This is a genomic window from Mesorhizobium sp. M8A.F.Ca.ET.057.01.1.1, assembly GCF_003952565.1.
Taxonomy (GTDB): Bacteria; Pseudomonadota; Alphaproteobacteria; order Rhizobiales; family Rhizobiaceae; genus Mesorhizobium.
On record NZ_CP034454.1, the window covers coordinates 4740472 to 4753323 of the forward strand.

The window sequence follows — 12852 nt, forward strand, 5'->3', positions numbered from 1 at the left end:
TCCGTAGGGCTGTCTCCATCCATAAGTCAGCCGTTTCGATATCTCTTTCAATTGAGATTTCGGCCGGATCGGTTTAGAAAATCTCAAATGGCCATGCTCAACCGCGTTCATCTCAACGGCCTTCGCGCCGTGGAAACCGTCGCCCGTCTCGGCTCGCTCGCGACCGCCGCCAGCGAACTCAACGTTTCCGTCAGCGCCGTCAGCCAGCAGATCAGCCGCACCGAAAAGCAGCTTGGCCAGGCCCTATTCGAGCGCACGACCAGCGGTCTCGTCCTGACCGAATTCGGCGCCGTCTTCGCGGCCCGCCTGGGCGCTGGATTTCGCGAGCTTGCGCAGGCCGTGGCACTGGCCGATGAGGCAACGCAATGCACATTGGTTGTTTCGGCGGCACCGGCCTTTGCCTCCAAATGGCTGCTGCCACGGCTGTCGCGGCACTTCGACCGGCATCCCAACGTGCTGTTGCGTATCGACGCCTCGGTGCGGCTGGCCAATCTCGATCATTCCGACATCGACATTGCCATCCGGCTTGGCGACGGCAAATGGCCGGGCGGGAAGGCGGAGCTCATTTTGGCGCAGGAAGTCTTCCCGGTCTGCGCGCCTGGCATTGCACGAAAACTGAAGTCGATCGGCGACCTTGCACGGACCTGCGCCATCACTGACGAGCGGGCGATGATCAACTGGGAAAGCTGGTTCGCCGCGGCCGGCGTTGCACCCGTCACCTTCCAGAAAGGCGCGCGCTTCACCGACCCGATGCTGTGCCTGGAATCGGCGATCGCCGGCCATGGCGTGATGCTGGGCTGGCAATTGCTGACGGCCGACGCGCTGGCCGATGGGCGGCTGGTGGCGCCGTTCGGAATTCGCGCCCAGAGCGGACTTGGCTACTGGTTGGTGACCTCCGCCACCACCACCGAAAGCCGCAAGGTCCGGGACTTCAAAATCTGGATCAAGGAAGAGATCGCGGCGACGATGGCGCAGTTCGGATCGTCGGTCGCGGAGCCCAGCGGCGCGATCGCGGTGGAAAGCACCGCGGCACCGGTCTATGTTCAATCATAAATCCCACGACGACAGGCAGAATCATGACCACACATTCGCGCGGCGTTTCCGCAACGATCGACCCGGTGAAGCTCGACAGGCTGGCGGAAGTCGCCATCAAGGTCGGGCTGCAGTTGCAGCCTGGACAGGACCTGGTGCTGACATCGTCGATCGCGGCGCTGCCGCTGACCAGGCGCATCGTCGAGCACGCCTACAAGGCCGGCGCCGGGCTGGTGACGCCGATCTTCAACGATGACGAGATGACGCTGGCGCGCTACCGGTTCGGCGCCGATGCCGGCTTCGATCGTGCCGCCGGCTGGCTCTATGAAGGCATGGCGAAGGCCTTTTCCAACAATGCCGCCCGGCTCGCCGTGCGCGGCGAGGATCCGTCGCTGTTGTCGGCGCAGGATCCGGCGAAGGTGGCGCGCGCCAATAAGGCCAATTCGATGGCCTACCAGCCGGCGCTGGAGAAGATCACCGGCTTCGACATCAACTGGAACATCGTCGCCTATCCGGATCTGGCCTGGGCCAGGCAGGTTTTCCCCGGCGACGCCGACGACGTGGCGGTGGCGAAGCTCGCCGACGCCATCTTCGCCGCCTCACGGGTCGATGTGGAGGACCCGATCGGCAACTGGAAGGCGCACAATGCGGCGCTGCGCGGCCGCACCGAATGGCTGAACGGCCACGATTTCCATGCGCTGCACTTCACCGGACCAGGCACCGACCTGACAGTCGGGCTGGCGGACGGCCATGAGTGGATGGGCGGCGCCTCGACCGCCAAGAACGGCATCACCTGCAATCCCAACATCCCGACCGAGGAAGTCTTCACCACGCCCCACGCACGGCGCGTCGAGGGCCATGTTTCCTCGACCAAGCCATTGTCCTACCAGGGCACTCTGATAGACGACATCTCGGTGCGCTTCGAGGGCGGGAGGATCGTCGAGGCCAAGGCCTCGAAGGGCGAGGACGTGCTGAAGAAAGTGCTCGACACCGACGAAGGTGCGCGCCGCCTCGGCGAAGTGGCGCTGGTGCCGCATTCCTCGCCGATCTCGGCCAGCGGCCTCCTGTTCTTCAACACGCTGTTTGATGAAAACGCCGCCTGCCATATCGCGCTCGGCCAGTGCTATTCGAAGTGCTTCGTCGACGGCGCCTCGCTCAGCCAGGACGAAATCGCGGCGCGCGGCGGCAACAAGAGCTTCATCCACATCGACTGGATGATCGGGTCGGACAAGATCGACATTGACGGCATCGCAAAGGATGGCAGCCGCGTGCCGGTGATGCGCAAGGGCGAGTGGGCCCAGGGGCTCTAGCCGGCGGAGGTGTGATGGCCTTCGATATCGCGGTCAAGCGCGTCTACGAAGCGCCCGGGAAGGCCGATGGCCAGCGGGTGCTGGTGGATCGGATATGGCCGCGCGGCATCGTTAAGAAGGATGCCGCGTTGACGCTGTGGCTGAAGGAGATCGCGCCGAGCAACGAACTGCGCAAATGGTTCGGGCATGAGCCGGAGCGCTGGGCGGAATTTCAGAAGCGGTATGGTGGCGAACTGGACCGCAACGAAGAGGCGTTGGCGACTTTGCGCGCCCTGCTCCGCGACGGCAAGGTAACGCTGCTCTACGGCGCCCATGACGAGGCGCACAACAATGCCGTGGCGCTGGCGGGGTATTTGCGAGCCCACGCGTAACATCGAGACGCCGTTGGGACGGCGGGGGCGCGAAGGATCGCGGCGGGTGAGAGCCGGCTCTACTTCCCGCCCACCGCCTCTACATAAACATCCGGCTTGAACCCGACGAAGATGCTGTCGCCGACTTCCAGCACCGGTCGCTTGATCATCGTCGGCTTGGCCAGCATCAGCGATTTCGCCTTCTTCTCGTCGAGGCCCTGCTTGTCCGCGTCCGGCAGTTCGCGAAACGTCGTGCTGCCTTTGTTGAGCAGCTTTTCCCAGCCGACCTTGCCGACCCAGCCATTCAGCTTGCCGGCCTCGATTCCTTCGGCCCGATAGTCATGGAAATGATAGGGAACGTCATGGCTCTCTAGCCAGACGCGCGCCTTCTTGATCGTGTCGCAATTGGTGATGCCGTACATGGTGATCGTCAAGACGTGCTTCCTTTGGGGTGACCATCGAATCCGTTTCGCAACCTAAAACCGCCCTTCCCGCTTTGCCAGCAGCTAGGCCGGCATCCGCCGAAATTTGCCGCTTGCCAACACTAAGGAATTCACCTAAGTATTTCTGACCACCTTTGACCACGACCCAGGACCATTCGATGACCAGCCTCCAGAGCGCAAATCCGAGCCCCCCGCCGATCGACGGCATTTTTCGCGCGCTTGCCGACCCGACACGGCGACGCGTGGTCGAGCGGCTCAACAGGAGCCCCGCTTCGGTCAGCGAACTGGCACAGCCTTTCGAGATGGCCCTGCCTTCCTTCATCGACCATCTCAAGATTCTCGAAGGCTGCGGGCTGGTTCGCTCGCAAAAGACCGGCCGGGTCAGGACTTACGAGCTAGCACCCGAGCCGCTGAAGCTCGCCGAAAGCTGGCTGGCTGAGCAGCGCACGCTTTGGGAGCGCCGCCTCGACCAGTTCGACGCCTATGTGATGACACTCAAGGAGCAGGAAAAATGAGCTATCCCTTCAAGCCGGATCCCAGGCTGGACCTCGTGCTGGAGCGCGTGCTCGACGCGCCGCACCAACTGTTGTGGCGCGCCATGACGACGCCGGAGCATGTCAGGCAATGGTTCACACCAAAACCATGGGTGATCACCGACTGCGAGATCGACCTCAGGCCAGGCGGGTTGTTCCGGACACGCATGCAGTCGCCCGACGACAAGGAGGTCAGCGACCGCCATTGCTGCTATCTGGAGATCGTGCCGAACGAGCGGCTGGTGTGGACGGATGCGCTGCTGCCGGGTTACCGGCCGTCAGGTGAGCCGTTCATCACTGCTGTGATTTCGCTGCAGCCGGATGGCCGCGGCACGCGCTACACGGCCACCGCCATCCACCGCGACGAGGCCACCCGCGACAATCATGAAGAGATGGGTTTCTTCGACGGCTGGGGCACGGTAGCCGATCAGCTTGCGCAGTATGTGAAGACGATTTGAGCCTCTTACATGGCGGCCGGGAGTCTCGCCCGGCCGCCATGCCTTGTTCTCCAACCCGGGAGCGCAAGCGCAGGCTCCTGACCGGCGTATCGCCTGCGTCAGTAGTAGAAGCGTTCTTCGGTGATCTTGCCGTTCTTGACGGTGTAAAGGCCAACCTCATCCATGGTGACTCGCTCCCCCGTAGCCTTGGGCGTTATGTCGAACGTGAAGCGCACCGCGAACTGATCGCCGTTGACATAGGGCCCCTCGACCGAGCCGCCATGCACTTCGTGGTTCTCTTGCCACCACTGGCTCTTTTGCTTGAGGGCCTCCTTGCCGCGGCTGACGGCCATGGGCCCCTCCATGGCTTCGTAGCTGGCGATGTCATCGGCATTGTACTTTTCAGCAGCGCCGTCGTGGTCTCCCTGCTTGAGGAGCTCGGTGAAATCCTTGGCAATATCCGTGATGGTCATTTGGGTTCCTCCTGTTCAGACGCATTGCAAGTAGGGAACAGCCCGCTGACATGCCATCATCTGACGGGTCGATAGCTGACATGACCCTGTCAGGATAAGCGCCTGACCAGCCTATCGCGGACCGACTTTGGTTGCAGACACAAGCCAATTCCGCAATGCTGTGTGAATGTGCAACCTCTACAACATCACAACGACGCAAGAGGCGGTCCGACAATGGACACGGGCCATGCGCGACGTCATCGGCAATCTCGAGCCTTCAGTCGACATCTATCCCAATCAGCTAGGCCCGGTTGTTCGCAACACGTCAGATGGGAATCGCGAGCTGGCGAAACTGCTTTGGGGTTTGCCGACACCGCTGGAGCGGATGAAAGGAAAGGCCGACTACGGCACTACGAACGTTCGCAATCCACAATATTCGCACTGGCAACAGTATGTGGGCATCGAACACAGATGTGTCGTACCGGTGACCAGCTTTGCCGAGCCCAGCCCTGCCTCGAACGACAAGGACCCAGAAACAGGAATCCAGCGAAATTACTGGTTTGCCCGTGACGAGAGCCGGCCGCTATTCTTCTTCGCCGGTTTCTGGACCCGGTGGCAGGGCGTGCGAAAGGTCAAGGACGGACCTAGCGACTTCGAGCTGTTTGCCTTCATGACAACCAAGCCTAACGCCCTCATCGCGCCGATCCATGAGAAGGCCATGCCCGTGATCCTGACAACACCGGAAGAGACGGAGACCTGGCTTACTGCGCCGTGGACGGAAGCGCGGCATTTGCAGCGGACAGCGCCCGACGACGCGTTGGTGATCGTTGAGAAGCCACCCACACAGATTAAGTTTCCCCAGCAGGTGCCAGCCCAAGGATCTCTGTTCTAGGCTAAGGGATAGCCGCGTTCCTCATTCCTCGTCTCGCCATATTACACGGCGAACCATGCGGATTTCGACAAGGCGTCTGACACGAATTTTCAAGCGCTCGGCAGCACTCGGCAAAATTATGTCGGCATCAAGCTCGCGAAGCTTGCAGCGCTCGCACCGCATATGCCGTTCGACATCCCAAAAGGGAATGTCACCGACAAGCTTCGCGAGATCGCCGGGCAGATAATGCCGGATGATGTTGCAGTGCCGGCATCGGACACGAATGAGTTGCCCCACTTCGTGCGCGAGGCATAGGGTCTGCACATTTCGGCGCGGTCGGGTGCTCAATTCGGGCATCAACTAATTTAGGAATGCCTTCCTATCTTAGTCAATTCCTACTTCGTTCCGTGGTCGTTCGTTCACATGTCGATCGGACCAGCCCCACGGTCGTGCGGGCGACCTTGCGCAGTTGGATGAGGCTAGCTTGGCAGCATGGGGCAGTTGGCGCCACGGCGCAGGCTGCTATGCGCCACGTCGCCGGCCGCCATGGTGGCGCTGGAATTCCGAAATCGAACTCGCCTTGATACATGCGCATACGCTCGGCAAGGAACGTTCCTGTTTCGCCCTAGCATATGGAACAAAATATGAACAAATCTTTGAGTCAAGGATGATCCGAAGCCCAAGCTCCGTAGCTGATGGTAACCCTTGACCTCCAGGAAGCCATGGATCGCACAACCTGCACATTCACCCCGAACGATGCGAACGTGTCCCGGTGCGATAGCCAATCGAGACCCGTGGGCCACACCATTTCCGCGGCGGGATTCCGCTTGACAGTTTCATGCATATGAAAAATCATTAGTCAATTTCAAAAATTCTGGGACGGGCAGGTCGATGTCGACCCTAGTTGCAGCACATGTGCCAGAGACCCGGGCTTCATCGGGCTTCCGGTTCGCCATGTTGCTGCCCGGCGCGCTGGTCACTTTCCTGCTGATCCTGTTTGCGCTTGGCCTCGTGCTTTTCCTCGCCTTCCGCGGCAATGACGGTTCGCTGCTCGGCGTTGGACTGACCGTCGAAAACTTCACCACCGTGGCAACCGATCCGCTCTACTGGACGGTCACGCTGCGCTCGCTGATCATCGCCACGATGGTCACGCTGGCCACAGTCGTCACCGCTTACCCCGTCGCCTACTATCTTGCCTTTCACGCCGGCCGGCGGCGCGGCCTGCTGCTGTTCCTGGTGACACTGCCATTCTGGACCAGCTATCTGCTGCGTGTCTTCGCCTGGAAGATCGTGCTGGCCTACAATGGGGTGTTGAACTCGGCGCTGATCGAAAGCGGCATCTGGTCCGAGCCGACACTGGCCTTCCTCAACACGCCGGCCGCTGTCGTCGTCACGCTCGCGCATGCCTACGCGCCGTTCGCCATCCTGCCGATCTATGTGGCGCTGGACACGATCCCGAAATCGTTGATCGAGGCCGCTTCCGATCTGGGCGCGAGGCCGTTCACTTCCTTCCGTCGGGTCGTGTTGCCCAATTCGATGCCGGGCGTGCTGGCCGCCGCACTTGTCGTCTTCGTGCCGACGGTCGGCGACTATGTCACGCCGGCCATGGTGGGCGGTCCGGCCAGCACCATGATCGGCTCGCTGATCCAGTCGCAGTTTGGCAAGGCCAATGACTGGCCGTTCGGCGCCGCCCTTTCGGTCTGCGTCATGCTGGTCATCCTGCTCGTGGTGTTGGTCGCGCGCGGCGCGGACCGCCGGTTTGGCAGCCGCACATGAAAACAGGGCGCGCCAGCTTGAAAAGGGATGGCCGCTGGCTCGGCCTCTATGTGCTTGCCTATCTGATCTTCCTTTATCTGCCCGTCCTGCTGATCCCGCTGTTTTCCTTCAACGATTCGATCCAGGCCGCGTTTCCGCTGCAGGGCTTCACGCTGCAATGGTATGCCACGCTCTACGGCAATCCCGCGCTGTCGGGCGCGCTCGTCAACAGTCTCGTCATCGGCGCCATCGCGGCCTCGGGCGCCACGCTGTGCGGCATCACCGTATCCTATATGGATCTCTATGGCCGCTCGCCGCTGGCCGCCACGATCAGCGCCATCGCGCGGCTGCCGATCCTCATCCCTGGCGTCATCGTCGGCATATCGCTGCTGATCCTGGTCAACCTCGTCGGCCTCGGACCGTCGCGTGTCGCTATCGTGCTCGGCCATATCCTGGTCGCGTTGCCGACCACCGTGGTCATTATGCGCAGCCGTTTCGCCGCCATCCCCAGGACCGTTCGCGAGGCGGCGCTCGACCTTGGCGCTTCCGACTGGACGACCTTCCGGCGCGTCATGCTGCCGCTCAGCTTGCCGGCCGTCCTGTCGGCCTTCATGCTTGCTTTCCTGATCTCCTTCGACGAGTTCATCGTCGTCTTCTTCCTCGCCGGCACCGAGCCGACACTGCCGCTCTACATCTGGAGCCAACTGCGCTTTCCCCGCTCGCTGCCGACCGTCATGGCGCTCGGGACGGTGATCCTGGCCGTGTCCTTCATCATCGCTGGCACCGCCGAAATCCTGCGCCATCGCGGGCTTGGCGCCATACGCCGCAATCCAGCCTGAAACACAACAACGAGAGAGGAGAACGAAAATGACATTCCACCTGAAATCGGTGTCGGGACACAAGGCCCGAGCCGGCCTCGCGGCACTTGCGCTCGCACTGTCGTCGACCGTGGCGCTCGCCGCCGAGAAGCTGCAGTACTTCACCTGGTCGGGCTATGAGTTGCCCGATTTCAACAAGAGCTTCCTCGCCGCGCACCCCGATGGCGTCGAGGCCTCGATCTTCGGCGACGACGACGACGCCTTCACCAAGGTCAAGGCCGGCTTCCGGCCTGACATCGCGCACCCCTGCTATGACAAGGTGGCGCGCTGGAACAAGGAAGGCCTGCTGCAGCCGATCGACACCAAGCGCATCAAGAACTGGGATTCGATCTTCCCGGTGTTCAAGAACCTGCCCGACCTGCAGGCCGGCGACGGCAAGGTCTGGATGGTGCCATGGGACTGGGGCAACACCTCGATCCTCTACCGCACCGATCTGGTGAAGAACCCCGAGGCGAGCTGGAACCTTCTATGGGACAAGCAATATGCAGGCCGTATGGCGACCATCGACGCCGTGCATGACACCCCGATCGTCGCCGCACTTCTGGCCGGCGTAAACCCCTTCGACATGACTGCCGAGCAGATGGACAAGGTCGCGGCAAAATTGCGCGAACAGCGCCCGCTGCTGTCGAGCTACACCACCGACATGACCTCGGTCGAGCAGGCGCTGGCCAGCGGCCAACTGGTCGCCGCCATGACCTGGAACGCATCGGCAACCTCACTCAAGAAACAGGGCGTGCCGGTCGAGTTCATGAAGCCGAAGGAGGGTATGCTGACCTGGGCCTGCGGCTTCGTCATGCTGAAGGACGCCAAGAACGTCGATCTCGCCTATGACTTCATCAACAGCCGGCTCGACGCTGACTCCGGCAAATTCCTGATCCAGTCCTACGGCTATGGCAGCTCGCTCAGCACCGCTTTCGCCGGAGTGTCGAAGGACGAGTTGGAGAAGCTGCAACTGCCGTCCGACCCGGAGGTGATGCTGAAAAGCACGATCTTCACCGGCCCGATGAAACAGAATGACGATATGGCGAAGATGTTCGAGAAGGTGAAGGCTGGCGGGTGAGCTACGGCCTTCCCTTCTCCCCTTGTGGGAGAAGGTGTCGCCGAAGGCGACGGATGAGGGGTGCTCCAGCTTGGCGCCGGCGGCGATCTGTCACTCACCCCTCAACCGTCTCGGCGCTACGCGCCGATCCACCTTCTCCCACAAGGGGAGAAGGAAGAAGCAAACGAGGACCAACGCATGGACATGCTTGACGAGGCCGCCGAAAAACCGAAAGACGATGCCGACGTTCGCGTCGGCCGGCGCGTGCGGGCGCTGCGGCTCGAGCGCCGCCTATCACTGGCCGAACTGGCGGCAAAAGCCGGCGTGTCGATCGGCGCGCTGAGCCAGATCGAGCGCGGCATGTCCTCGCTGCGCGTCAAGGTGATCTGGCCGCTCGCCGCCGCGCTCGACATCGAGCCGTCGGCGCTGATCGCCGACGGCAACGATGCGGTCAATGATCTCTATTGCGTGCGCGCCGACAAAAGGCGGCAGATCCCGGTGAAATCCGAAGGCATCGCCAAGGCGCTGCTGTCGCCGCCCGGCGCGACGCTGACCGGCATGCTGGTGACGGTGGAAGCCGGCGGCGGCACGGCGGAAGCCTACGCCCATGCCGGCCATGAATTCGGCTTCGTGCTTTCGGGCGAGGTCGAACTGGTGGTGGATTCGACAAAATACGGGCTGAAGACCGGCGACAGTTTTGCCTTCAAGAGCACGCTTTTGCACGCCTTCCGCAATCCCGGCGCGGAGCAGTGCCAGATCCTCTGGGTCAACACCACGAAGCCGTCCGAGGTTCGCGATGGCGCCTGATCCACTCGTCCGGCTTCAGGCGGTTTCCAAGGTTTTTCCAGGTGGCATCGTCGGACTCGATACCGTCGATCTCGACATTGTCAGCGGCGAATTCATCACGCTGCTCGGGCCGTCCGGCTGTGGTAAGACCACCAGCCTGCGTGTCATTGCCGGCTTTGAAAGCCCGTCGAGCGGCAAGGTCTTGCTCGACGGCCATGACATCACGGCCCTTCGGCCCTTCGACCGGCCGGTCAACACCGTGTTTCAGGACTACGCGCTGTTTCCGCACATGAACGTCGCCGAAAATGTCGGCTTCGGCCTGTCCCTGCGAAAACTGTCCGGCGCCGAACAGGCAAAGCGCGTCGGCGAAGCCCTGGAGATGGTCGGTCTCGCCGACAAGCTTCGCGCTCGCGTCCTGGAACTGTCGGGCGGCCAGCGCCAGCGCGTCGCACTTGCCCGCGCCATCGTCTGCGAGCCGCGCGTGCTCTTGCTCGACGAGCCGCTGTCGGCGCTGGACGCGCATCTGCGCGAACAAATGCAAGTCGAGTTGAAGCGGCTGCAGTCTCGGCTTGGCACCACCTTCGTGATGGTCACTCACGACCAGACCGAGGCGCTGTCGATCTCCGACCGTATCGTCGTCATGAACAAGGGCCGCATCGAGCAGATCGCGCCGCCGGCGACGCTTTACGACCGGCCCGCCACGAAGTTCGTGGCAAGTTTCATCGGCACCATGAATCTCCTGCAATCACGTTTTGTGGGCCGGGATGGCGACCGCCTGCGTTTCACCGCCGGCACCTTGCCGCTGGAGGCCATTTCCGAAACCGGCCAGTCACCCGGCGAAGGCGAGGTCCGCACCATCGGCGTGCGTCCGGAGGATCTGCTGGCGACGACCGAGGCCTCGCCCGGCACGGCGCCGGCGCGGGTCAACAGCATCGTCTTCCATGGCCGCACGTTGCGCCTTCACGCGGAACTGGGGCAAGGCGTGCCCGTTGTCATCGACGCGCCGCGCCAGGCCGAGGGCTTTCAATTCAGCGCCGGCGACGTGGCGCATATCAGGCTGCGCCGTGGCGCCAACTGCCCTATGCTGCCGATCTAGCCTGATCACCTTCGCAAGGTCGCCGCACAGTTGCGGGCGAGGCAATGTCAGCGACAAGCTTTGCTAGGTCGCCGGGCAGATAGTGCCGAGTGATGTTGCAGTGCCGGCATCGGACACGAATGCGCTGCCCGACCTCGTGTTCAACTTATCCAAACCTGTTGGCTGCAGCACCCTGAACACCCGGACGGACCGCGAACAGCCCGCCTTCTTGCGGGTTCGCCTGAAGATGCTCCGTGCTCATGGTAAATCGGGCTGAAGTTACAAACAGCGTGTCAAAATTCTCGCCACCGAAAGTGCAGCTCGTTGGCCAGCTGCAAGGCAGCTCCGCGATACGGTCCAGCCTGCCGTCGGGCGCAATGCGGGCAAGGCAGCCTCCTCCCACCACCCGGCAGTTCCAGACATAGCCCTCGGCGTCCAGACAGGAACCGTCCGGCAAGCCGCGCTCGAAATCGGTGAAGAAGGGCCGTGGTTTGCCAAGCCGCGACGCACTCTTGTCCCACGCATAGCTGTAAAGTGCGTTCTTCGTCGTATCGGCGGTAATGAAGCGGCCGTCCGTTGCCCACACCATGGTGTTGGTGATGCCGAACCGGTCCTCGCTCAGGCTCGTCACCTCGCCGTCCGGACCGATGCGATAGAGCCGGCCTTCATCCCGCGCAATCGCGACCGGCGCGTCGTCGGGTCCAATATTGTTGGCCATTGTGCCGACCCAGAATGAACCATCCGGCGCCACCGCGCCTTCGTTCAGTCGCGTCCCTGGCCGATCCGGCTCGATAGCCGCGATCGTTCGGAACGCTCCACCAAAATTCCACAAGGCGACCTCCTTGCGCAGGCCGACGATCGCACCGCCGTCCCGGCATAGGCCGATGGAGGTGACCAGATCCGGCGTCGACCAACTTTCATGGTCTCCGGTCAACGGATCGAGCCTATGAATCCGGCGACCAATGATGTCGACCCAAACCAGCCTGCCGTGGCGATCGTCCCAGACGAGGCTTTCGCCGACCACGTCGCGCGCATTGAAGACCAGGCCAGCTTCCATTTCTTTCATGACGTCCTCCAGTCAAGTCACCCACAAATCGACTTGACATATACCTTCTGGCTGAAATATGAGCAATTTAATGACAACCTGTCATACAGGTTTTGAGGAGAGAGATGCAGGATCCGACGGACACAGCAGGTGAGCCGAGCCCCGGCCTGGTGAGCACGGCGATCCAGGCGATTGCCCGGCATATCCGCTCGGAAGGTCTCGCGCCGGGCGATCCGCTGCCCAGCGAAGCCGCCATGACGCGCCAGCTCAACGTCTCCCGCACCGTCGTGCGCGAGGCCTTCCGCTCGCTTTCGGCGATGCGCCTGATCGACATGAGCGCCGGGCGCCGCGCCACGGTTGCCAAGCTGGACACCGGCGCGATGTCGATGGTCATCGAGCACGGCATCACCACTCAGCAGATCAGCGTCCACCAGGTTTATGACGTCAGGCGCACGATCGAGATGCGCACAGTGGCGCTTGCCGCGCTGCGCCGCACCGATGCGGAAGCCGCCGCGATTGCGCAATCCGCCCGGTCAATGCGCGAGAATTTCCTGAACCCCGAAATTGTCATGGAACACGACATCGCTTTCCACGAGGCGATCGCGGCTGCTTCGCATAACCCGGTCTTCTCCCTGATCGTCACTGCCTTCAGCGGAGTGACGCGCAGCACCTGGGTGATCGGCTGGCGAACCCGCTCGTCGAACGAGGACCAGCTCAAGATGATCAAGGGGCACGAGGACATAGCCGAAGCCATCCTCAAGGGTGATCCGCGGCTCGCCGCCGAGCACATGGCGCAACATTTCGACAAGAGCGTCAAGGCGCTCCTCGACGCGGGAATTGCCTGAC

16 protein-coding genes are annotated in these 12852 nt (G+C 62.3%); 13 read left to right on the forward strand and 3 right to left on the reverse strand.

All coding sequences use genetic code 11. From position 1 onward, the window contains the following. Nucleotides 1-87: 87 nt before the first annotated feature. From EJ077_RS22675 to EJ077_RS22685, 3 genes are read left to right on the forward strand one after another with little or no spacing between them, the layout of a single operon-like run. A complete protein-coding gene (locus EJ077_RS22675; protein ID WP_208696410.1) occupies nt 88-1053 on the forward strand; it encodes a LysR substrate-binding domain-containing protein in 966 nt (321 codons plus the stop codon). A 23-nt stretch (nt 1054-1076) separates the two neighbouring features. Beyond that, nucleotides 1077-2342, forward strand: a complete 1266-nt coding sequence (locus EJ077_RS22680) for an aminopeptidase (protein ID WP_208696412.1) — start codon at nt 1077-1079, stop codon at nt 2340-2342. A gap of 14 nt (nt 2343-2356) precedes the next feature. Continuing rightward, nucleotides 2357-2713: a DUF488 domain-containing protein gene (locus tag EJ077_RS22685; protein WP_208696414.1), complete on the forward strand. Its 357-nt coding sequence runs from the start codon at nt 2357-2359 to the stop codon at nt 2711-2713. A 59-nt stretch (nt 2714-2772) separates the two neighbouring features. On the opposite strand, the gene EJ077_RS22690 is transcribed toward EJ077_RS22685, so the two are convergent. Next, nucleotides 2773-3126 (reverse strand): ArsC family reductase, encoded by a 354-nt coding sequence (locus tag EJ077_RS22690; protein WP_245458509.1) that lies wholly within the window; start codon nt 3124-3126, stop codon nt 2773-2775. A 167-nt stretch (nt 3127-3293) separates the two neighbouring features. On the opposite strand from EJ077_RS22690, the gene EJ077_RS22695 reads away from it, so the two are divergent. Both EJ077_RS22695 and EJ077_RS22700 read left to right on the forward strand, forming a co-directional pair. Continuing rightward, entirely contained in the window at nt 3294-3650 is a 357-nt protein-coding gene (locus EJ077_RS22695) for an ArsR/SmtB family transcription factor (protein WP_208696416.1), read from the forward strand. Beyond that, nucleotides 3647-4126, forward strand: coding sequence for an SRPBCC family protein (locus EJ077_RS22700; protein ID WP_208696418.1), 480 nt, complete (start codon nt 3647-3649; stop codon nt 4124-4126). Before EJ077_RS22695 ends, EJ077_RS22700 begins: the two co-directional genes overlap by 4 nt. Before the next feature lie 98 nt (nt 4127-4224). On the opposite strand, the gene EJ077_RS22705 is transcribed toward EJ077_RS22700, so the two are convergent. After that, entirely contained in the window at nt 4225-4578 is a 354-nt protein-coding gene (locus EJ077_RS22705) for a SnoaL-like domain-containing protein (RefSeq protein WP_208696420.1), read from the reverse strand. 166 nt (nt 4579-4744) lie between these two features. On the opposite strand from EJ077_RS22705, the gene EJ077_RS22710 reads away from it, so the two are divergent. The 7 genes from EJ077_RS22710 to EJ077_RS22735 all read left to right on the forward strand — a co-directional run bounded on the left by EJ077_RS22710 (nt 4745) and on the right by EJ077_RS22735 (nt 10982). After that, nucleotides 4745-5449: an SOS response-associated peptidase gene (locus EJ077_RS22710; protein WP_208696422.1), complete on the forward strand. Its 705-nt coding sequence runs from the start codon at nt 4745-4747 to the stop codon at nt 5447-5449. Nucleotides 5450-5611: 162 nt separating this feature from the next. Beyond that, nucleotides 5612-5743 (forward strand): hypothetical protein, encoded by a 132-nt coding sequence (locus tag EJ077_RS32640; protein WP_281040179.1) that lies wholly within the window; start codon nt 5612-5614, stop codon nt 5741-5743. Between the two features lie 576 nt (nt 5744-6319). Next, nucleotides 6320-7204: an ABC transporter permease gene (locus tag EJ077_RS22715; protein ID WP_208696424.1), complete on the forward strand. Its 885-nt coding sequence runs from the start codon at nt 6320-6322 to the stop codon at nt 7202-7204. Next, complete coding sequence (locus EJ077_RS22720; protein ID WP_208696426.1) at nt 7201-8022, forward strand: ABC transporter permease; 822 nt, start codon at nt 7201-7203, stop codon at nt 8020-8022. The genes EJ077_RS22715 and EJ077_RS22720 overlap by 4 nt, the downstream gene beginning before the upstream one ends. A 28-nt stretch (nt 8023-8050) precedes the next feature. Continuing rightward, nucleotides 8051-9121 (forward strand): ABC transporter substrate-binding protein, encoded by a 1071-nt coding sequence (locus EJ077_RS22725; RefSeq protein WP_208696428.1) that lies wholly within the window; start codon nt 8051-8053, stop codon nt 9119-9121. Nucleotides 9122-9298: 177 nt separating this feature from the next. Next, on the forward strand, nt 9299-9907 hold the full coding sequence (locus EJ077_RS22730; RefSeq protein WP_208696429.1) for a cupin domain-containing protein: 609 nt from the start codon (nt 9299-9301) through the stop codon (nt 9905-9907). Beyond that, nucleotides 9897-10982 carry an ABC transporter ATP-binding protein gene (locus tag EJ077_RS22735; protein ID WP_208696431.1) on the forward strand — a complete coding sequence of 362 codons (1086 nt, stop codon included), beginning with the start codon at nt 9897-9899 and terminating at the stop codon, nt 10980-10982. The genes EJ077_RS22730 and EJ077_RS22735 overlap by 11 nt, the downstream gene beginning before the upstream one ends. A gap of 145 nt (nt 10983-11127) precedes the next feature. On the opposite strand, the gene EJ077_RS22740 is transcribed toward EJ077_RS22735, so the two are convergent. Continuing rightward, a complete protein-coding gene (locus EJ077_RS22740; protein ID WP_208696433.1) occupies nt 11128-12027 on the reverse strand; it encodes an SMP-30/gluconolactonase/LRE family protein in 900 nt (299 codons plus the stop codon). Between the two features lie 104 nt (nt 12028-12131). Here EJ077_RS22740 and EJ077_RS22745 point away from each other — a divergent pair, with 104 nt between their 5' ends. Continuing rightward, nucleotides 12132-12851, forward strand: a complete 720-nt coding sequence (locus EJ077_RS22745) for a FadR/GntR family transcriptional regulator (RefSeq protein ID WP_208696436.1) — start codon at nt 12132-12134, stop codon at nt 12849-12851. Nucleotide 12852: the final 1 nt, after the last annotated feature.

Coding starts and splice junctions, on each gene's coding strand:
- EJ077_RS22675 (WP_208696410.1), top strand. CDS start 88: ATGGCCATGCTCAACCGCGTTCATCTCAACGGCCTTCGCGCCGTGGAA.
- EJ077_RS22680 (WP_208696412.1), top strand. CDS start 1,077: ATGACCACACATTCGCGCGGCGTTTCCGCAACGATCGACCCGGTGAAG.
- EJ077_RS22685 (WP_208696414.1), top strand. CDS start 2,357: ATGGCCTTCGATATCGCGGTCAAGCGCGTCTACGAAGCGCCCGGGAAG.
- EJ077_RS22695 (WP_208696416.1), top strand. CDS start 3,294: ATGACCAGCCTCCAGAGCGCAAATCCGAGCCCCCCGCCGATCGACGGC.
- EJ077_RS22700 (WP_208696418.1), top strand. CDS start 3,647: ATGAGCTATCCCTTCAAGCCGGATCCCAGGCTGGACCTCGTGCTGGAG.
- EJ077_RS22705 (WP_208696420.1), bottom strand. CDS start 4,578: ATGACCATCACGGATATTGCCAAGGATTTCACCGAGCTCCTCAAGCAG.
- EJ077_RS22710 (WP_208696422.1), top strand. CDS start 4,745: ATGTGCAACCTCTACAACATCACAACGACGCAAGAGGCGGTCCGACAA.
- EJ077_RS32640 (WP_281040179.1), top strand. CDS start 5,612: ATGCCGTTCGACATCCCAAAAGGGAATGTCACCGACAAGCTTCGCGAG.
- EJ077_RS22715 (WP_208696424.1), top strand. CDS start 6,320: ATGTCGACCCTAGTTGCAGCACATGTGCCAGAGACCCGGGCTTCATCG.
- EJ077_RS22720 (WP_208696426.1), top strand. CDS start 7,201: ATGAAAACAGGGCGCGCCAGCTTGAAAAGGGATGGCCGCTGGCTCGGC.
- EJ077_RS22725 (WP_208696428.1), top strand. CDS start 8,051: ATGACATTCCACCTGAAATCGGTGTCGGGACACAAGGCCCGAGCCGGC.
- EJ077_RS22730 (WP_208696429.1), top strand. CDS start 9,299: ATGGACATGCTTGACGAGGCCGCCGAAAAACCGAAAGACGATGCCGAC.
- EJ077_RS22735 (WP_208696431.1), top strand. CDS start 9,897: ATGGCGCCTGATCCACTCGTCCGGCTTCAGGCGGTTTCCAAGGTTTTT.
- EJ077_RS22740 (WP_208696433.1), bottom strand. CDS start 12,027: ATGAAAGAAATGGAAGCTGGCCTGGTCTTCAATGCGCGCGACGTGGTC.
- EJ077_RS22745 (WP_208696436.1), top strand. CDS start 12,132: ATGCAGGATCCGACGGACACAGCAGGTGAGCCGAGCCCCGGCCTGGTG.